The 19,971-nt window shown below is 55.9% G+C and carries 20 protein-coding genes; 11 read left to right on the top strand and 9 right to left on the bottom strand.

Going from position 1 to position 19,971, the window contains the following annotated elements; genetic code table 11:
* Position 1: 1 nt before the first annotated feature.
* Positions 2-1,162, bottom strand: a complete 1,161-nt coding sequence (gene metB, locus AC007G_RS23465; protein ID WP_032690084.1) for a cystathionine gamma-synthase — start codon at positions 1,160-1,162, stop codon at positions 2-4.
* 267 nt (positions 1,163-1,429) lie between these two features.
* Here metB and metJ point away from each other — a divergent pair, with 267 nt between their 5' ends.
* On the top strand, positions 1,430-1,747 hold the full coding sequence (gene metJ, locus AC007G_RS23470) for a met regulon transcriptional regulator MetJ (RefSeq protein ID WP_004869405.1): 318 nt from the start codon (positions 1,430-1,432) through the stop codon (positions 1,745-1,747).
* A 130-nt stretch (positions 1,748-1,877) separates the two neighbouring features.
* Here metJ and rpmE read toward each other — a convergent pair whose 3' ends face one another.
* Entirely contained in the window at positions 1,878-2,093 is a 216-nt protein-coding gene (gene rpmE / locus AC007G_RS23475; protein ID WP_004869403.1) for a 50S ribosomal protein L31, read from the bottom strand.
* Between the two features lie 241 nt (positions 2,094-2,334).
* On the opposite strand from rpmE, the gene priA reads away from it, so the two are divergent.
* From priA to rraA, 7 genes are all read left to right on the top strand, one after another.
* Positions 2,335-4,530 (top strand): primosomal protein N', encoded by a 2,196-nt coding sequence (gene priA / locus AC007G_RS23480; protein ID WP_142630942.1) that lies wholly within the window; start codon positions 2,335-2,337, stop codon positions 4,528-4,530.
* A 151-nt stretch (positions 4,531-4,681) separates the two neighbouring features.
* Positions 4,682-5,710, top strand: a complete 1,029-nt coding sequence (gene cytR / locus AC007G_RS23485) for a DNA-binding transcriptional regulator CytR (RefSeq protein ID WP_004869399.1) — start codon at positions 4,682-4,684, stop codon at positions 5,708-5,710.
* 91 nt (positions 5,711-5,801) lie between these two features.
* Entirely contained in the window at positions 5,802-6,791 is a 990-nt protein-coding gene (ftsN, locus tag AC007G_RS23490; RefSeq protein WP_142630943.1) for a cell division protein FtsN, read from the top strand.
* 91 nt (positions 6,792-6,882) lie between these two features.
* Positions 6,883-7,413 (top strand): ATP-dependent protease subunit HslV, encoded by a 531-nt coding sequence (gene hslV, locus AC007G_RS23495; RefSeq protein WP_004869393.1) that lies wholly within the window; start codon positions 6,883-6,885, stop codon positions 7,411-7,413.
* Between the two features lie 9 nt (positions 7,414-7,422).
* Complete coding sequence (gene hslU / locus AC007G_RS23500) at positions 7,423-8,757, top strand: HslU--HslV peptidase ATPase subunit (RefSeq protein WP_004869389.1); 1,335 nt, start codon at positions 7,423-7,425, stop codon at positions 8,755-8,757.
* Between the two features lie 68 nt (positions 8,758-8,825).
* The gene (gene menA / locus AC007G_RS23505) at positions 8,826-9,752 is read left to right on the top strand and encodes a 1,4-dihydroxy-2-naphthoate polyprenyltransferase (protein WP_032696641.1); all 927 of its coding nucleotides are present in this window, start codon (positions 8,826-8,828) and stop codon (positions 9,750-9,752) included.
* Between the two features lie 92 nt (positions 9,753-9,844).
* Positions 9,845-10,330 carry a ribonuclease E activity regulator RraA gene (gene rraA / locus AC007G_RS23510; RefSeq protein WP_004869382.1) on the top strand — a complete coding sequence of 162 codons (486 nt, stop codon included), beginning with the start codon at positions 9,845-9,847 and terminating at the stop codon, positions 10,328-10,330.
* A 63-nt stretch (positions 10,331-10,393) separates the two neighbouring features.
* Here rraA and pfkA read toward each other — a convergent pair whose 3' ends face one another.
* From pfkA to cpxP, 3 genes are all read right to left on the bottom strand, one after another.
* Positions 10,394-11,356, bottom strand: a complete 963-nt coding sequence (pfkA, locus tag AC007G_RS23515) for a 6-phosphofructokinase (protein WP_004869378.1) — start codon at positions 11,354-11,356, stop codon at positions 10,394-10,396.
* Positions 11,357-11,559: 203 nt separating this feature from the next.
* Positions 11,560-12,456, bottom strand: a complete 897-nt coding sequence (fieF, locus tag AC007G_RS23520) for a CDF family cation-efflux transporter FieF (RefSeq protein WP_004869375.1) — start codon at positions 12,454-12,456, stop codon at positions 11,560-11,562.
* Between the two features lie 157 nt (positions 12,457-12,613).
* Complete coding sequence (gene cpxP, locus AC007G_RS23525) at positions 12,614-13,117, bottom strand: cell-envelope stress modulator CpxP (RefSeq protein WP_004869373.1); 504 nt, start codon at positions 13,115-13,117, stop codon at positions 12,614-12,616.
* A 155-nt stretch (positions 13,118-13,272) separates the two neighbouring features.
* On the opposite strand from cpxP, the gene cpxR reads away from it, so the two are divergent.
* On the top strand, positions 13,273-13,971 hold the full coding sequence (cpxR, locus tag AC007G_RS23530) for an envelope stress response regulator transcription factor CpxR (RefSeq protein WP_004869370.1): 699 nt from the start codon (positions 13,273-13,275) through the stop codon (positions 13,969-13,971).
* Positions 13,968-15,341: an envelope stress sensor histidine kinase CpxA gene (gene cpxA / locus AC007G_RS23535; RefSeq protein WP_004869367.1), complete on the top strand. Its 1,374-nt coding sequence runs from the start codon at positions 13,968-13,970 to the stop codon at positions 15,339-15,341. Before cpxR ends, cpxA begins: the two co-directional genes overlap by 4 nt.
* A 129-nt stretch (positions 15,342-15,470) precedes the next feature.
* On the opposite strand, the gene yiiM is transcribed toward cpxA, so the two are convergent.
* On the bottom strand, positions 15,471-16,145 hold the full coding sequence (yiiM, locus tag AC007G_RS23540; protein ID WP_032696642.1) for a 6-hydroxyaminopurine reductase: 675 nt from the start codon (positions 16,143-16,145) through the stop codon (positions 15,471-15,473).
* 71 nt (positions 16,146-16,216) lie between these two features.
* Entirely contained in the window at positions 16,217-16,837 is a 621-nt protein-coding gene (gene sodA / locus AC007G_RS23545) for a superoxide dismutase [Mn] (RefSeq protein ID WP_004869361.1), read from the bottom strand.
* Between the two features lie 292 nt (positions 16,838-17,129).
* Here sodA and rhaT point away from each other — a divergent pair, with 292 nt between their 5' ends.
* Entirely contained in the window at positions 17,130-18,164 is a 1,035-nt protein-coding gene (gene rhaT, locus AC007G_RS23550) for an L-rhamnose/proton symporter RhaT (protein WP_142630959.1), read from the top strand.
* 4 nt (positions 18,165-18,168) lie between these two features.
* On the opposite strand, the gene rhaR is transcribed toward rhaT, so the two are convergent.
* Together rhaR and rhaS are read right to left on the bottom strand one after the other, a co-directional pair.
* The gene (gene rhaR, locus AC007G_RS23555) at positions 18,169-19,017 is read right to left on the bottom strand and encodes an HTH-type transcriptional activator RhaR (protein WP_032690096.1); all 849 of its coding nucleotides are present in this window, start codon (positions 19,015-19,017) and stop codon (positions 18,169-18,171) included.
* A 72-nt stretch (positions 19,018-19,089) separates the two neighbouring features.
* Complete coding sequence (rhaS, locus tag AC007G_RS23560; RefSeq protein ID WP_032690143.1) at positions 19,090-19,926, bottom strand: HTH-type transcriptional activator RhaS; 837 nt, start codon at positions 19,924-19,926, stop codon at positions 19,090-19,092.
* Positions 19,927-19,971 lie beyond the last annotated feature (45 nt).

The following is a 19,971-nucleotide window of genomic DNA, read 5'->3' on the forward strand; positions in this document are numbered from 1 at the left end:
TTTATTCCTCGTTTGCTGCCCGGAAGCCATTTTCCAGGTCGGCAATTAAATCTTCACCATCTTCAATACCGGTCGAAATACGCAGAAGCGTTTCTGAAATCCCCGCCGCCGCGCGCGCCTCAGGTGCCATACCTGCATGGGTCATCGTCGCAGCGTGCGAAATCAGACTTTCTACGCCCCCCAGCGATTCGGCCAGCGTAAACAGCGATAATCCGCTCAGAAAACGACGCAGCGTCTGCTCATCGCCCTTCAGCTCAAAGCTTAACATCGCGCCAAAACCTTTTTGCTGACGGGCAGCAATCTCATGCCCCTGATTTTGCGGCAGAGACGGATGATACAGTTTTTTCACCAGCGGCTGGGTTTTCAGATAGTCGACAATCGCCAGCGCATTGCGCTGTGCGACTTCCATACGCGGAGAGAGCGTACGTAAACCGCGCAGCAGCAGGTAGCTGTCAAATGCGCCGCCGGTCACGCCGATATTATTCGCCCACCATGCCAGTTCGGTGACAACCGCCGGATCTTTCGCAATCACCACCCCGGCCACCACGTCAGAATGCCCGTTCAGGTATTTGGTGCACGAATGCAGCACCAGATCGGCTCCCAGCGCCAGCGGATTTTGCAACGCCGGACTCAGGAAAGTGTTATCCACCACGCTCACCGCCCCCGCTTCACGAGCCAGCGTGCAGATTTTCGCAATATCCACCACCCGCAGCAATGGATTACTTGGGCTTTCGACCAATACCAGCTTCGGTTTTTCAGACAATGCCGCACTCAGCGCCTGTTCATCGTTCTGATCGACAAACAGAACCCGATAGCAGCCGCGCTTCGCCAGGCTATCAAACAGACGATAGCTGCCGCCGTAGCAGTCGTGAGGCGCCACCAACAGATCGCCGGGCTTCAGGAATACGGTTGTCACCAGCAGAATCGCCGACATGCCGGTATTGGTCAGAACGGCGCCCGCTCCCCCTTCCAGCTCCGCCAGCGCGCGCTGTACCACATCGCGGGTAGGATTACCGCGGCGGGAGTAGTCATGGGCACGAGGTTCATTAAAGCCGGTGAAGTTGTAGGTACTGGAAAGGTGAATCGGCGGGACAACGCAACCGTATTGTTCGTCGTCATTTAAACCGCTACGCACTGCGATGGTGGCCTGTTTACGCGTCATGTTGGGCAGTTCCTGGGCTGAATCGGTGAAAAGTCAGGCACCAGAGTAATCATTGTCACAATAGACGTCAATACATCTGGACATCTAAACTTCTTTGCGTATAGATTGAGCAAATAGAGAATAGCCGTTAAAATTATATGCATTAGCGCATCTCTGCAGGGGCTTATCGGGTGTCAGAACGCCCCCTCTACGGTAAACTACGCGCAATTATGGCCCGGACCCTGGGTTCTGGCCCTTAACTAATGACTAGAGGATTAAAGGTATCTCATGGCTGAATGGAGCGGCGAATATATCAGCCCATACGCTGAGCACGGTAAGAAGAGTGAGCAAGTAAAAAAAATTACGGTATCCATTCCTCTGAAGGTGTTGAAGATCCTCACCGATGAACGCACGCGTCGTCAGGTCAACAACCTGCGCCACGCCACCAATAGCGAACTGCTGTGTGAAGCGTTCCTGCATGCATTTACCGGTCAACCGTTACCCAACGATGAAGACCTGCGTAAAGAGCGCAGCGATGAGATCCCGGAAGCGGCGAAACAGATTATGCGCGAGATGGGTATCGACCCGGATACGTGGGAATACTAAGTCAATAAAAAAGGGCGGAAGTGACCTTCCGCCCTTTTTACGTCTCTTCCCGCCCACCCTGAATTTGCATCCAGGGCATAGCGACAGAAACAAAAAAAGCCGCCCGTGGGCGGCTTTTTCTTCCGGCAACTTACTTGCTGGTGCCTGGAACGCTGAAGCGCTTGTTGAAGCGGTCAACGCGGCCACCGGTCGCAACATCACGCTGCTTGCCAGTGTAGAACGGGTGGCATTTACCGCACACGTCGAGGTTCAGGTCGTGACCTACGGTAGAACGGATTTTCATGACATTACCGCAAGAGCAAGAAGCAGTAATTTCTTCGTATTTCGGATGAATATCTTTTTTCATGGGAGAACCTCAGTTAAGGCCGCGTCGCTCTTCCAGCCCTAACGCCAGACACCACGCGATGTTAATAATTTCCCGGCGCAATTCCGCTAAAGGCAATCCCCGGGTAATAGATTCTGATGCTGCACGAAGCGCACCAAAGGCGGCGAATCATACAGAATTTGACCAGCATATGCAAACTGATCCGCGAGCCCTTATCACAATGTGTATACTAACCGGCCAGATTTCAAGTCAGGAAGATGACATGCCCGTCGCCCACGTTGCCCTGCCCGTCCCGCTGCCCCGTACCTTTGACTACCTGCTACCTGAGGGAATGCCGGTCAAAGCAGGCTGCCGCGTGCGCGTGCCGTTCGGTAAGCAAGAGCGTATTGGGATTGTGACCGCCCTCAGCGAACGCAGCGAACTGCCGCTGGATGAGCTCAAGCCAGTTATCGACACGCTGGATGCCGAACCGGTATTTTCTTCTGCCGTCTGGCGACTGCTGCTGTGGGCGGCCGACTACTATCATCATCCTATCGGCGATGTGCTGTTCCACGCCCTGCCGATCATGCTTCGCCAGGGGAAACCGGCCAGCGCGGCGCCGCAGTGGTACTGGTTCGCTACCGAACAGGGCCAGGCTGTCGATATCAACAGCCTCAAACGCTCCCCGAAACAGCAGCAGGCTCTGGCCGCACTGCGTCAGGGGAGGATCTGGCGTCACCAGGTTGCGGAGCTGGAGTTTAACGATGCGGCGTTGCAGGCTCTGCGCGGGAAAGGACTTTGCGAGCTGGCAAGCGAAGCGCCCGCCCTCACCGACTGGCGAACCCACTTTGCGGTACCCGGCGAACGGCTGCGCCTCAACACCGAGCAGGCCACTGCCGTCGGGGCGATTCACAGCGCATCGGACCGTTTTTCAACCTGGCTGCTGGCGGGGATTACCGGCTCCGGGAAAACGGAAGTTTACCTCAGCGTACTGGAAAATGTGCTGGCGCAAGGCCGACAGGCGCTGGTGATGGTGCCGGAAATTGGCCTGACGCCGCAAACCATCGCCCGTTTCCGTCAGCGATTTAACGCCCCGGTTGAAGTCCTGCACTCCGGCCTTAACGACAGCGAACGTCTTTCCGCGTGGCTGAAGGCCAAAAATGGCGAGGCGGCCATCGTCATCGGCACGCGTTCCTCGCTGTTCACGCCATTTAAAAACCTGGGCGTGATCGTTATCGATGAAGAGCACGACAGCTCCTATAAGCAGCAGGAAGGCTGGCGCTATCACGCCCGCGATCTGGCGGTCTGGCGCGCCCATAGCGAACAAATCCCGATTATTCTTGGCTCGGCAACCCCGGCGCTGGAGACCTTATACAACGTTCGTCAGGGAAAATATCGCCAGCTGAAGCTGACAAAGCGTGCGGGTAACGCCCGTCCGGCGCAACAGCACGTGCTGGACCTGAAAGGACAGCAATTGCAGGCAGGACTCTCCCCGGCGCTGATTGCCCGCATGCGTCAGCACTTGCAGGCCGATAATCAGGTGATTCTGTTTTTGAACCGCCGCGGCTTCGCTCCGGCGCTGCTGTGCCATGACTGCGGCTGGATCGCCGAATGCCCGCGCTGCGACAGCTACTACACCCTGCATCAGGCGCAGCATCATCTGCGCTGCCACCACTGCGACAGCCAGCGCCCGATTCCGCGTCAGTGCCCCTCCTGCGGCTCGACGCATCTGGTGCCGGTCGGGCTGGGGACCGAGCAGCTGGAGCAGGCGCTGGCACCGCTGTTCCCCGGCGTGCCGATCTCACGCGTCGACCGGGATACCACCAGCCGTAAAGGCGCACTCGAACAGCACCTCAGCGATATCCATCGCGGCGGGGCACGTATTCTGATCGGCACACAGATGCTGGCTAAAGGTCATCATTTCCCGGACGTTACCCTGGTGTCGCTGCTGGATGTCGATGGCGCGCTGTTTTCCGCCGATTTCCGCTCGGCAGAACGCTTCGCTCAGCTCTATACCCAGGTCTCTGGCCGCGCAGGACGCGCGGGTAAACAGGGCGAGGTGATTTTGCAAACCCACCACCCGGAACATCCGCTGCTGCAAACGCTGTTGTATAAAGGCTACGACGCCTTTGCCGAACAGGCGCTGGCCGAAAGGCAGACCATGCAGCTACCGCCGTGGACCAGCCATGTCCTGATTCGTGCCGAAGACCATAACAACCAGCAGGCGCCGTTGTTCCTGCAGCAGTTGCGTAATTTACTGCAGGCCAGTCCGCTGGCCGATGACAAACTGTGGGTGCTGGGCCCGGTTCCGGCACTGGCGCCCAAACGCGGGGGCCGCTGGCGCTGGCAAATTCTGCTCCAGCATCCTTCCCGCGTTCGCTTGCAGCATATCGTCAGCGGTACGCTCGCCTTGATCAATACGCTGCCGGAAGCGCGCAAGGTAAAATGGGTTCTCGACGTCGATCCTATTGAAGGTTAAGCCTTCTCTTGCGAGACGGATCGAAAAAATTCAACGGCTATCACGTTTTTCATGAAAATTCTGTAACTCTCTACATCGACTATCTGCTAAAAATGTTGCTGATGTCAGATCGCAAGGGATGTGTCTGCGCCAGTCAGCGAGGAGAAAACAGGTGAAGCCCAAAAAACAGGTGGTTGCCGCCACAATGAAAGACGTCGCCCTGAAGGCAAACGTTTCAACGGCAACCGTGTCCCGAGCGTTAATGAATCCGGATAAGGTTTCTCAGACTACCCGTAACCGGGTGGAGCAGGCGGCGCTTGAAGTCGGCTATTTGCCGCAGTCGCTCGGACGCAATATGAAACGTAACGAATCGCGTACGATTCTGGTCATCGTACCGGATATTTGCGATCCCTTTTTCAGCGAGATTATCCGCGGCATTGAGATTACCGCGGCGGAACAGGGATATCTGGTGCTGATCGGCGACTGCGCCCACCAGAACCGGCAGGAAAAGACCTTTATCGACCTGATCATTACCAAGCAGATCGACGGTATGTTGTTGCTAGGCTCCCGCCTGCCGTTTGACGCAGGCGTGGAAGAGCAGCGCAATCTACCGCCAATGGTGATGGCGAATGAATTTGCGCCGGAGCTGGAGCTGCCCACGGTGCACATCGATAACCTCACCGCCGCATTTAATGCCGTGAATTATCTGCACGAACTGGGTCACCAGCGTATTGGCTGTATCGCCGGCCCGGAAGAGATGCCGCTCTGCCACTATCGTCTCCAGGGCTATGTGCAGGCGTTGCGTCGTAGCGGGATCACCATCGATCCGCACTATATCGCTCGCGGCAACTTTACCTATGAAGCAGGGGCCAGCGCGCTGGAACAGCTTCTGGCGCTTCCGGTGCCACCAACCGCGGTCTTCTGCCATAGCGATATTATGGCGCTGGGGGCGCTGTCGCTGGCAAAACGTCGGGGCCTGAAGGTACCTGACGACCTGTCGATTGTCGGTTTCGATAATATCTCTTTATCCGAATTTTGCGATCCGCCATTGACGACCGTTGCGCAACCGCGCTTTGATATTGGCCGCGAAGCAATGCTCCTGTTACTGGATCAGCTACATGGTCACAATGTGAACAGCGGTTCACGATTGCTGGACTGCGAACTGATCGTTCGCGGCAGTACACGCAAAATCAGAGCATAACCATCAGGTTTTCGGGCCTGCTCTTCTGGTCAAAGGCCCGCCGCTTAAGTAACATGGCGGACTGACGAACGAATAAAACAGCGAAACGATAGTGGCACAACGAGATTATGTACGCCGCAGCCAACCGGCTCCTTCGCGGCGCAAAAAGGGTAATACCCGAAGCTCAAGGAATAAACAGAGCAGCCTTCCGGCGGTTTCACCCACTATGGTTGCGATCGCGGCGGCAGTGCTGGTGGCCTTTATCGGTGGGCTGTACTTCATCACGCACCATAAAAAAGAAGAAGCGGAAGCGCTGCAAAACCGTCAGGTGGCAGGTAATGGCCTCCCGCCGAAACCGGAAGAGCGCTGGCGCTATATTAAAGAGCTGGAAAGTCGCCAGCCAGGCGTCCGTGCGCCTACTGAACCGACGGCCGGCGGGGAAGTGATGAAACCCGAGCAGTTGACCAACGAACAGCGCCAGCTGCTGGCACAAATGCAGGCGGATATGCGCCAGCAGCCGACCCAACTGACCGAGGTGCCGTGGAACGAACAAACCCCGGCTCAGCGCCAGCAAACGCTGCAGCGTCAGCGTCTGGCGCAGCAACAGGTACAACAACAGCAGCAGCAGGCTCAACAACAATGGGCGCAAACCCAGCAGCAGGCGCCGGTGCAGCAACAGCCGCGCGTGCAGCAGCGCGTGGCAGAGCAGCAGCCAAAGCCGGTACAGCAACCGAAACAAACCGCCTCGACGCAGCAGCCGTATCAGGATCTGCTGCAGACGCCTGCGCATACCACCGCACAGCCTAAAACCCCGGCGGCTGCGCCGGTCGCTCGCGTTGAAGAGGCGCCGAAAGCAGCGGCGGAGAAGAAAGACGATCGTAGCTGGATGATTCAGTGCGGCTCCTTTAAAGGCGCAGAACAGGCGGAAACCGTTCGGGCGCAGCTGGCGTTTGAAGGGTTCTCCTCACGCATTACCACCAACAATGGCTGGAATCGCGTGGTCATTGGGCCGCTGAAAGGCAAGGAGAGCGCCAACGATATGATCACTCGCCTGAAGATGGCCGGACACGCAAACTGCATTCGTCTCGCCGCCAGGGGTTGAAACCCTAAAAATCCCCCCCATCTATAATTGCATTCTGCCCCGCGTGAAGCGCGGGGCCCCTATTCCGCTTTTGTAACCAAGGGGTCTGCTCGTGACAACAATAGTTAGTGTTCGCCGTAACGGCCATGTGGTTATTGCCGGTGATGGCCAGGCCACGCTTGGCAATACCGTCATGAAAGGTAACGTGAAAAAAGTGCGTCGTCTCTACAACGACAAAGTGATCGCGGGCTTCGCCGGCGGCACCGCCGACGCCTTCACGCTGTTTGAACTGTTTGAACGTAAACTGGAAATGCATCAGGGCCACCTGGTCAAAGCCGCCGTGGAACTGGCGAAAGACTGGCGTACCGATCGTATGCTGCGCAAACTGGAAGCTCTGCTGGCCGTGGCGGATGAAAACGCTTCGCTCATCATCACCGGTAACGGTGACGTGGTGCAGCCAGAAAACGACCTGATTGCTATCGGCTCCGGTGGTCCCTACGCTCAGGCCGCTGCCCGCGCTCTGCTGGAAAATACCGATATGAGCGCACGCGATATCGCAGAGAAGGCGTTGAATATTGCAGGTGATATCTGCATTTATACCAACCATTTCCACACCATCGAAGAATTAGCCTCTAAAGCGTAAGGATCTCCCATGTCTGAAATGACCCCACGCGAAATTGTCAGCGAACTGGACAAACATATTATCGGTCAGGACGCGGCGAAGCGTTCTGTCGCTATCGCGCTGCGTAACCGCTGGCGCCGTATGCAGCTGAACGAAGAGCTGCGTCACGAAGTCACGCCGAAAAACATTCTGATGATCGGTCCGACCGGTGTGGGTAAAACGGAAATTGCCCGTCGTCTGGCGAAGCTGGCCAACGCGCCGTTCATCAAAGTTGAAGCCACAAAATTCACCGAAGTGGGCTATGTCGGGAAAGAAGTGGATTCGATTATCCGCGACCTGACCGATGCGGCGATCAAAATGGTCCGCATGCAGTCCATCGATAAAAACCGCTATCGCGCGGAAGAGCTGGCGGAAGAGCGCATTCTTGATGTGCTGATCCCGCCGGCAAAAAACAACTGGGGCCAGGCTGAACAGCCTCAGGAACCGTCTGCTGCACGTCAGGCATTCCGCAAAAAACTGCGTGAAGGCCAGCTCGACGATAAAGAAATCGAGATCGATCTCGCCGCCGCACCGATGGGCGTGGAAATCATGTCCCCTCCGGGCATGGAAGAGATGACCAGCCAGCTGCAGTCGATGTTCCAGAACCTCGGCGGCCAGAAGCAAAAGCCGCGCAAGCTGAAAATCAAAGACGCAATGAAGCTGCTGATCGAAGAAGAAGCGGCGAAGCTGGTCAACCCGGAAGAGCTTAAGCAGGACGCCATCGATGCCGTTGAACAGCACGGTATCGTGTTTATCGACGAAATCGACAAAATCTGTAAGCGCGGCGGCAACAGCTCCGGCCCGGATGTCTCTCGCGAAGGCGTACAGCGCGACCTGCTGCCGCTGGTCGAAGGCTGCACCGTGTCGACTAAGCACGGGATGGTGAAAACCGACCACATTCTGTTTATCGCCTCTGGCGCATTCCAGGTGGCCAGTCCGTCTGACCTGATCCCTGAACTGCAGGGCCGTCTGCCGATTCGCGTCGAGCTGAAAGCGCTGACGACGGAAGATTTCGAGCGCATCCTGACCGAGCCGAACGCCTCCATCACCGTCCAGTACAAAGCCCTGATGGCGACCGAAGGCGTCAACATCGAGTTTACGGAAGACGGCATCAAGCGTATTGCGCAGGCGGCATGGCAGGTTAACGAAACCACCGAAAACATCGGTGCACGTCGCCTGCACACCGTACTGGAGCGTCTGATTGAAGACATCTCCTTTGACGCCAGTGAAATGGGTGGTCAGAGCATTATTATTGATGCCGAGTATGTCGGTAAGCATCTGGATGTGCTGGTGGCGGATGAAGATCTGAGCCGTTTTATCCTATAATCCGGTTCAATGTATTTTCATCACAATCGATGGGGCTATATATAGCCCCATTTTTTTGGCCAGGAATTATGACTGAACAACCGATAAACCGAACCCAGGCCTGGCTGGAAAGCCTGCGGCCAAAAACGCTACCGCTGGCCTTTTCCGCCATTGTTGTCGGTACGACGCTCGCGTGGCAGCAGGGGTACTTCGATCCCTGGGTCGCGCTGCTGGCGCTGATCACCGCCGGCCTGCTGCAAATCTTATCCAACCTGGCCAACGATTATGGCGATGCCGTTAAGGGCAGCGATAAACCCGACCGTATCGGGCCGCTACGCGGCATGCAAAAAGGGGCCATTACCCAGGCGCAGATGAAACGCGCGCTGATCGTTACCGTGGTGCTGATTTGCCTCTCCGGGCTGGCACTGTTGTTCTGCGCCTGGCAGACGATGGCCGATTTTATTGGTTTCATGGTGCTGGGGAGTTTAGCGATTATCGCCGCGATCACCTACACCGTCGGCACCCGGCCCTATGGCTATATCGGCCTTGGCGATATCTCGGTGCTGGTGTTCTTTGGCTGGCTTAGCGTCGCAGGGAGCTGGTATCTCCAGGCCCACACGATTGAAGCAACCATTTTCCTCCCCGCCACCGCCTGTGGTCTGTTAGCCGCCGCGGTGCTGAATATCAATAATCTGCGCGATATCGACAGCGACAGAGAGAACGGCAAAAACACGCTGGCAGTACGTCTGGGGCCGCTCAACGCCCGCCGCTATCACACTTGCCTGCTCATCGGCGCGCCGCTGTGCCTGGCGCTGTTTACTCTGATTTCTCTGCATAGCCCATGGGGTTGGCTGTTCCTGCTCGCCACGCCGCTGCTGGTGAAGCAGGCGCGATTTGTGATGCGCGAGCGCGAGCCGATGGCGATGCGTCCGATGCTGGAACGCACGGTGAAAGCCGCGCTGTTGACCAACCTGCTGTTTGTCATTGGGATTATTTGCAGCAAGCTGGTGGGTTAACTGACAAATATCAATTAACAATTGATGATTTTGCCAACAATACGATTCGCGAGATATACTAAAATCTCTCGCAGCAACTGAACGTTAAGCCTATGAAATACGATACTTCCGAGCTTTGTGACATCTACCAGGAGGATGTCAACGTAGTGGAACCTCTGTTCTCCAACTTTGGGGGGCGGTCGTCGTTTGGTGGACAAATCATCACGGTGAAATGTTTCGAGGATAACGGGTTGCTATACGATATGCTCGAACAGAACGGCCGTGGTCACATCTTGCTGATCGATGGCGGGGGTTCCGTCCGACGCGCGTTGATTGACGCGGACCTGGCGCGTCTTGCCGTACAAAATGAGTGGGAAGGGATTGTCGTCTATGGCGCGGTGCGTCAGGTTGACGACCTTGAAGACCTGGATATTGGCATCCAGGCGCTGGCCGCCATTCCCGTGGGGGCCGCTGGTGAAGGTATCGGCGAAAGCGATGTACGCGTCAATTTCGGCGGTGTGACCTTCTTCTCCGGTGACCATCTGTATGCCGATAATACCGGGATCATCCTGTCCGAGGATGCACTGGATATCGAATAGCCTGCCCACTAATAAAAAAGGCCTTCTCAGAGAGAAGGCCTTTTTGTTTGTGTCACGCCAGAATTAGTACAGTTTCTTCGCGCAATCCAGCCAGTCATTTTTGAACGGACGCTTCATGTTCTCGATAGCGTCGATGATGTCGTGGTGCACCAGCTTCTCGTTCTGAATACCGACGCAGCGGCCACCAAATCCCTGCTGCAGCAGTTCAATGGCGTAGGCGCCCATGCGCGAGGCCAGAATACGGTCATAAGGAACCGGGGAACCGCCGCGCTGAATGTGGCCCAGAACGGTCGCACGGGTTTCACGGCCGGTTTCTTTCTCAATGTAGTGCGCCAGCTCGTCCACGTCGCACATATGTTCGGTAATGGCCACGATAGCGTGTTTCTTACCTTTGGCGATGCCCGCTTTGATTTCAGCAACCAGATCGTCACGCGTGTATTCCACTTCCGGCACCATGATGAATTCACAGCCGCCGGCAATCGCCGCAGCCAGAGTCAGGTCGCCGCAGTAACGTCCCATCACTTCAACAACCGAAATACGCTGGTGGGAAGAAGAGGTATCGCGAAGGCGGTCAATGGCTTCCACCACGGTGCTCAGCGCGGTAAAGAATCCGATGGTGTAGTCAGTGCCTTTGATATCGTTATCGATGGTGCCAGGCAGGCCGATGCACGGGAAGCCCATCTCAGTCAGGCGCATCGCCCCCATGTAAGAGCCATCGCCGCCGATAACGACCAGCGCATCCAGGCCACGCTTTTTCATGTTCTCGAGCGCCACGGCGCGAATATGCTCTTCGCGGAACTCCGGGAAGCGTGCTGACCCGAGGAAAGTGCCGCCGCGGTTGATCATGTCAGAAACGCTATAGCGGTCGAGCTGAACCATGCGATCTTCATACAGGCCGAGGTAACCGTCATAGATTCCAAAAACTTCCAGACCTTCCGTTAATGCTGCGCGCACAACGCCGCGAATTGCTGCGTTCATGCCCGGAGCATCACCGCCACTTGTCAATACACCGATTTTCTTAATCATGACTACCTCTGAACTTAGGAAGCAAAAAATAATCCTGTTGCCTGAAGCGCTCCTTCACCAGGAGTGCACGACGATAATTGCAATAGTATATCAAACGCTTCTGGCTGAATTGATTCAGGTCAGACCAAATGGCGGTAATTTATACAAAAAATGCCGATCTGCCCCACACTTTTACATCGAGTTTACAGACTATAACCCAAAGCTCAAAAAACGCCCTGCCGCGCCAGCGGCACCACAGAACAGGGATCCTGATGGATAATGACATCAGAACCCGGGAAACGGTGCAGAATCGCCTGCTCCACCTGATCGGCAATAACGTGTGCCTGAACCAGCGGGAGGTTATCTTCCATTTCCAAATGTATTTGAATAAAGCGAGTCGGCCCTGACTGCCGCGTCCGTAGATCGTGTGCCCCGCTGACGCCTGGCCATTCGGTCACGATATTGATAATTTCCTGACGTTCCTCGTCAGGAAGCGCGCGGTCTAATAACGACTGAATGGCGTCATAACCCATACGCAGAGCGCTATATAAAATATAGATGCCAATCCCGAGAGCAAACAGCGCGTCGGCACGATGCCAACCATACCAGGAGAGACCCAGCGCCACCAGAATTGCGCCGTTCATCATAACATCAGACTGATAATGAAGCATATCTGCTCGCACCGCCTGACTTTGCGTTTTTCTCACCACCCAACGCTGGAACGTTACCAGCACCAGCGTGCTGACCAGCGCGATCAGCGTCACGGCAATACCGACACCCGCCGCCTGCATCGGCTCCGGACGCGCCAGATGCTGAATACCGGTCAAAAACAGAAACAGAGCCGACCCGGAGATAAACATACTTTGCGCCAGCGCGGCCAGCGATTCTGCCTTACCGTGGCCAAAAGTATGTTCCTCATCAGCGGGTTGAAGCGAATAACGCACGACCAGCAGATTCGTTAACGAGGCGGCAATATCCACCAGCGAGTCCACAAGCGCAGCCAGAATACTCACAGACCCGGTGTACCACCACGCAAAAATCTTGATCAAAAGTAACGCGGACGCCATCACCGTCGCCGCAATAGCCGCACGGCTCACCAGCCGCCCATAAGATTGATTCATACATGCTCCTTTTCGGCGATGCGCTTAGTATAACCTGAACTTTTGTCGCCACGAGGAGCAAGGCGGGAGTCGTTTCGCTGAATGACAGGCAAAAAAAACCCCCACATCATGTGGGGGAAGACAGGGATGGTGTCTATGGCAAGGAAAACAGGGTCTACTACTGGGGTTGCACGGTATTGCTACTACTCGACAGCATGGTTGCTGAACCTTTTTGCATCCTTGCAACCTCACGCAACTGATCCATTCGTTGCTGGTGTTTAGCATTAAGAACCGCTTGCTGCTCCGGCGTTAACAGGTGGTACATCTGGTTGCGAACCTTCGCCATTTCAATCTGGCGGGTAACCTGTTCCTGCGCCATTTTATTAGCCTGAGCGCGCACAGCGTTTTCATCAAAATTTTCTGCGGTGACAAGACGATGCATTGTCTCCATTTCGCTAACATTAATGGGTTGCCTGTCATGGCGTGCCCGTTGCATAAGATCTCGTAACTGCTGGCGTTGCTGTTCGGTTAAACTTATGCCGTCAAACATATGACTCTGGCTGGTGCGCTGCGCCCCGTCGTCTCCAGGGAGCCAGTTAACGCTGGTAACGACTTCAGCGGCTTGGCTATATGCACTTAGCGCCAGCGTTGAGGCCATGACGGCAGCAATAACATTGCGCATCACATACTCCCAATACGTTTGTGTCTGTGTAGCGATTCAACGAGATACAGTCTACGATTCGGGCTGCAAACATGCGTCAGGGGGTGTAAAACAACGTAAAGTCATGGATTAGCGAGCCTTGATGACGTAATTTCTGCCTCGGAGGTATTTAAACAATGAATAAAATCCTGTTAGTTGATGATGACCGGGAGCTCACCTCCCTGTTAAAAGAGCTGCTCGATATGGAAGGATTTAACGTGCTCGTGGCCCATGACGGGGAACAGGCGCTGGCCCTTCTGGACGACAGCATCGATTTACTTTTGCTTGATGTGATGATGCCGAAGAAAAACGGTATCGATACGCTTAAAGAGTTACGTCAGACACACCAGACCCCGGTTATCATGCTAACTGCCCGCGGCAGCGAGCTGGATCGCGTTCTCGGCCTCGAGCTGGGCGCCGATGATTACTTGCCTAAGCCCTTCAACGATCGTGAGCTGGTGGCGCGTATACGCGCGATTCTGCGCCGTTCTCACTGGAGTGAGCAGCAGCAAACCACCGAAGTCGGTTCCCCGACGCTGGAAGTTGACGCCTTGAGCCTCAACCCCGGCCGCCAGGAAGCCAATTTCGATGGTCAGACCCTGGAGCTGACCGGCACGGAGTTCACCCTGCTCTACCTGCTGGCGCAGCATCTTGGCCAGGTTGTCTCTCGTGAACATCTGAGCCAGGAAGTATTGGGAAAACGCCTGACGCCGTTCGATCGCGCCATCGACATGCATATTTCCAATCTGCGTCGTAAGCTGCCGGAACGCAAAGACGGCCATCCGTGGTTTAAAACCCTGCGTGGACGCGGCTACCTGATGGTTTCGGCTTCATGATAGGAAGTTTAACCGCACGCATCTTCGCTATTTTCTGGCTCACGCTGGCGCTGGTGTTGATGCTGGTTCTGATGTTGCCCAAGCTGGACTCGCGCCAGATGACCGAACTGCTGGAGAGCGAACAGCGTCAGGGCACCATGATTGAACAGCACGTCGAGGCCGAACTGGCGACCGATCCCCCCAATGACCTGATGTGGTGGCGTCGGCTGTTTCGCGCTATCGATAAGTGGGCTCCGCCGGGACAGCGTTTACTGCTGGTCACCAGCGAAGGCCGCGTGATCGGTGCAGAACGCAACGAAATGCAGATCATTCGTAACTTTATCGGCCAGGCCGATAATGCCGATCATCCGCAGAAAAAACGCTACGGCCGTCTGGAAATGGTCGGGCCGTTTTCCGTCAGGGATGGGGAAGATAATTACCAGCTCTATCTGATCCGCCCTGCCAGCACCTCCCAGTCCGATTTTATCAACCTGCTGTTCGACCGCCCGCTGCTTCTGCTTATCGTCACGATGCTGGTCAGTTCGCCGCTGCTGCTGTGGCTGGCCTGGAGTCTGGCCAAACCGGCGCGCAAGTTGAAAAACGCCGCCGATGAGGTCGCGCAAGGCAACCTGCGTCAACATCCGGAACTGGAAGCCGGCCCGCAGGAGTTTTTAGCCGCCGGGGCCAGTTTTAACCAGATGGTCACGGCGCTGGAGCGCATGATGACCGGTCAGCAGCGTCTGCTGTCCGATATTTCCCACGAGCTGCGTACGCCGCTCACGCGCCTGCAGCTGGGCACGGCCTTACTGCGCCGTCGCAGCGGCGAGAGCAAAGAGCTTGAGCGTATTGAGACCGAGGCCCACCGACTGGACAGCATGATTAACGACCTGCTGGTGATGTCGCGCAATCAGGCGAATAACGCGCTGGTCAGTGAAACGGTGAAAGCCAATCAGCTGTGGGGCGAAGTACTGGATAACGCGGCGTTTGAAGCCGAGCAGGTTGGAAAATCCTTCACCGTCGAGTATCCGCCGGGCCCCTGGCCGCTGTACGGCAATCCTAATGCGCTGGAAAGCGCGCTGGAAAATATCGTCCGTAACGCGCTGCGCTACTCGCACACCAAAATTTCGGTCAGTTTTTCGGTGGATAAAGACGGCATCACGGTCAACGTCGATGATGATGGTCCGGGCGTCAGTCCGGAGGATCGCGAGCAGATTTTCCGTCCGTTCTACCGTACCGACGAGGCGCGCGATCGCGAGTCCGGCGGCACCGGTCTGGGGCTGGCGATTGTCGAGGCCGCGATTCAGCAGCATCGCGGCTGGGTCAAAGCCGATGACAGCCCGTTAGGCGGTTTGCGGCTGACCATCTGGCTGCCGCTGTATAAGCGCACCTGATCGCTCTTCTCCGGCTTATGCTGCGCTTCGCCGGGCTACAACAACCGTCCACAGACGGGTAGCCCGGACAGGCGCAGCGCGCCGCTTCCGGGATAATTCGCAGCCAGCGCCTCCGGCGATATCGGCGAACTATTTCCCCCACAATCTCCGCGAATTGTCTTCGATCTGCCCGCTCAGACGCCGTTTCTGCAGGGTACGGCTCCAGCTCGCCGACAGCCCCGCCGCCGAGAGCAGGCGATGGTATTGTTCGTCATCGAACGGCATATGCCAGGCAATGGCGCCCGCCTCATGGACGCTCACGTCGCTGAGTCGGGAAACCAGCTCCAGCGGCGCATCGCCGGATACCAGCCCGCCCGCCACGACCCGATACAGCCAGCCGGTTTTACCGCTGTTCTGCATGAGCTGCGCCATATCGCTGACAGCAAAATGATAGTTAAGCTTGAAGCACGGTGAACGCGGCTGCGTCACCTGAATCAGCGCCTCTCCCCAGCGGAAGATGTCGCCGATACAGACGTCGTTTTCCGTTAGCCCTTCGGTCGAGAGATTCTCGCCAAACGCCGGGGCGCAGAAAAGATCCGCCTGCTGCGGAAGTTCAAGAGCCCAATGGGCGTAGTGTTCACGGGGATAGTGGCACAGCGCGCGGTCCGGCCCGCCATGTATTTTCTTCTCCGCCTGTTCATCGCCCTCCAGCCCCAGTTCACCGAGGGTCAGTTCACCGTCGACCTGAATTTTACCGATGGCGCTTGGACGGCTGCCGTCGTAATCCTTTACCTTGCCCACAAAGACATTCACCGGATAGTGCATCGCTGCTCCTTTGCTGCGGATATAAAAAAAGCGAGTCATCAGACTCGCTTCTCGTTCAGCACAATGCAACCTTATTTTTTGGCGGCAAAACGCGCTGCTGCTTCGTCCCAGTTAACCACGTTCCAGAACTCTTTGATGTAGTCCGGACGACGGTTCTGGAATTTCAGGTAGTAAGCGTGTTCCCAAACGTCCAGGCCCAGAATCGGGAAGCCGGAAGCGCCGGAGATAGCTTCGCCCATCAGCGGGGAGTCCTGGTTAGCGGTAGAAACCACGGCCAGTTTGTCGCCCTTCAGCACCAGCCATGCCCAGCCAGAACCGAAACGGGTCGCAGCTGCTTTTTCAAACTCAGCTTTGAAGTTATCAACGGAACCGAAATCACGTTCGATAGCGGCTTTCAGGTCGCCCTGCAGGGTAGTACCGGTTTTCAGGCCTTTCCAGAACAGGCTGTGGTTAGCGTGGCCGCCCGCGTTGTTACGCAGTACGGTTTTTTTGTCAGCCGGCAGCTGATCCAGTTTAGCGATCAGTTCTTCAGCAGACAGGTCAGCAAATTCCGGCAGGCTTTCCAGCGCAGCGTTGGCGTTGTTAACGTAGGCCTGGTGATGTTTAGTGTGATGGATTTCCATCGTCTGCTTATCAAAGTGCGGTTCCAGGGCGTCATAAGCGTACGGCAGGGCTGGCAGTGTATAACTCATAATCATCTCCATTATTGTTAAGCGGCAGGAAGTGTTAATGCCGAGTAAGCAGTTGGTTCATTATAGTTAATTAAATGATATTGAAAACGCTTATCAATGCCGTATTTTTAATAAGGTTATAACCACAGGGTATACCTGCATTTTTGTGAGCTGGAACAAGTAATTAAGTTTTTGGTTGCCAGAGTTCAGCGTCACATGGCAACAGCCTGAAGGCGAGAAAACTGACCGATTTTTACACTCATCGTGTCGGAAGAAGATTTATCCGATAAAAAAATAGATGAGGATAAAATCAATGAATCACGCGATTACGATGGGTATTTTTTGGCATTTGATAGGTGCGGCCAGTGCAGCCTGTTTCTATGCCCCGTTCAAACAAGTTAAACAGTGGTCATGGGAAACCATGTGGTCAATCGGCGGGATTGTCTCCTGGCTGATTCTTCCCTGGGCTATCAGCGCGATGCTGCTGCCTGATTTCTGGGCCTATTACCGTTCCTTCAACGCCTCCACGCTGCTGCCGGTGTTTCTGTTTGGTGCGATGTGGGGGATCGGCAATATTAACTACGGCCTGACCATGCGCTACCTCGGCATGTCGATGGGGATCGGTATTGCCATCGGGATCACCCTGATTGTCGGTACGCTGATGACCCCGATTATCAACGGGCAGATCGATGTGCTGCTGCATACCCAGGGTGGCCAGATGACGCTGCTCGGCGTGCTGGTTGCGGTGATTGGCGTGGCGATAGTCACCCGCGCCGGCCAGCTGAAAGAACGCAAGATGGGCATTAAAGCCGAAGACTTCAATCTGAAAAAAGGGCTGATGCTGGCGGTGATGTGCGGCATTTTTTCTGCCGGGATGTCCTTTGCGATGAACGCCGCCAGACCCATGCATGATGCCGCGGCGGCGCTGGGGGTTGACCCGCTGTATACCGCGTTGCCCAGCTATGTGGTGATTATGGGCGGCGGCGCGCTGGTCAACCTTGGCTTCTGCTTTATTCGTCTGGCTAAAGTCAAACACCTGTCGATCAAAGCCGACTTCTCGCGGGCAAAACCGCTGATCGTCGCCAACGTGCTGCTGTCGGCGCTGGGCGGCCTGATGTGGTATCTCCAGTTTTTCTTCTATGCCTGGGGCCACGCCAGTATTCCCGCGCAGTATGACTACATGAGCTGGATGCTGCATATGAGCTTCTATGTGCTGTGCGGCGGGCTGGTCGGGCTGGTGCTGAAAGAGTGGAACAGCGCCGGGCGTCGTCCGGTCAGCGTGTTAAGTCTGGGCTGCGTGGTGATTATCATCGCCGCCAATATCGTTGGCCTCGGAATGGCCAGCTAACGCCCTATGCGGCAACGCGACTGCGTTGCCGCCACTGCCCAGGGGTCATGCCAATTTCACGATTAAAGACGACGGAAAAGTAGTTGCTGTCTTCAAATCCGCACTGCATCGCAATGTCACCAATCAAGCGCTCGGTGTGCTGCAATAAATACTGCGCGTGGCAGATACGCAGCTGACGCAGGTAATGGTTGATCGTCATCCCGGTCTGCTGGCGAAACTGCTGACGCAGCGCACGCTCGCCGCACCCTTCCCGCTCACAAAACAGCTCGAGAATAAAAGGTCGGTTCAGGCTGCCGGCCAGTTCGGTCAGCAGCTTATCAAGGAGCGTTTCGCTTTGGGTCGCCGCACGGTTATCGGTCGCATAGCGGTGGCGATGAAGAATCAATACCAGCTGCGCAAACAGCAGCTCGGCCATGTTATTAGCCTGCGCATCGCCGCGGGCGCTCTCCTGCTCCAGCTGAGTAATCACCTGGCGAACCTGGGCCATACCAGAACTGCCGATCCGCCAGTGCGGCATCCACGACGTCCCAAACAAACCGGGAATATGGGTCGCCCAGTCAAAGTTAAGCCGCAGACGATCCGGGCAATAGATGACGTTTTGCAGAACTAAATCATTCACCGAGGCGTAGGAGTGTTTGTCTTCGGCGCGAATATAAAACAGATCGCCACGGGTAATGCGCCATGGGCGATCGTTCAGGACATGCAGGCCATTTCCCCGCCATACCAGCACCAGTTCGCAGAACTCGTGGGTATGCTCGGCGAAGACATTTTGCGGATAACGGTCGGCAACCGCTACCGCCTGAGAAGGAGAGGCAAAAAACTCATCTTTGCGCAGAATCAGCTGACCAGCCACTACCAGAACTCCACCGCCAATAACGGTTTATTATTCGCGTTTTTGCTCGCTAAAACGTTGACTGCTCTCGCGTTACTGAAGAATGGCGTCCCGTCCCTGGCGAATATCGCGCGGCGACCAGGAAAACTCGCGGCGAAAAAGCGTCGAAAAGTGGTTACTGTCGCCGAAACCGCAGCGATAGGCGATATCCGTGATGCTCTCATCGCTATGGCGTAGCAGGTGACGCGCCTTCATCAGTCGCACCCGATTGAGGTAGCGCTGTGGCGTCAGGCCGGTCTGTTGCTTCAACTGGCGATGTAACGTTCTCAGCGACAGGGAAAACTTAGCCGCCACCTCCTCCCAACAGACCTCCTCGGCGAAGTGATCTTCCAGCCAGGCCATCAGCTGATTCAGCCGCGCTTCGTTGCCGACCGCCCCTTCCGCGAGGCTGCTTTTACGCAGCAGGACCAGCAGTTGCATAAAGAGAATCTCCCGTCCGGCGAGCGTATGCATATCCGGTTCGAGACCGATATCTTCCATTTGTCCGACGATCTGCCGTACCTGCTGCAGCACGGTCTGGTTCACCCGCCAGTGAGAAAGGTAATTTCCCTCTTGCTCCTGCGGTAACAGCTGATTGACGCCATTCAGAAAGCGAAAGGCATCCGGCGCGCGGTAGAGCACGTTCGTCAGGCATAAATTGTCCGTATGTTCATAGAGATGACGATCGTGATCGCGAATAAAGCACACCGAACCGCCGCTGATGGTATAGGGCTGGCCGTTAAACACATGAATCCCCGTACCGTGCTCAACGATGACGATTTCATGGAAATCGTGATGATGTTCCGGGAACGCCGCCTGAGGGAGACGTGGCTCAATGGCCACAGCAGAAGTCCCGGACTTAAAGAAATCCACGCTGTGCAAGATGGTCATAACGGCGCCCTCGAAATGAGAAATGTTATCAATCAGTGTCACAAA

The sequence above is a fragment of the Klebsiella sp. CSG-1 genome (assembly GCF_056521145.1).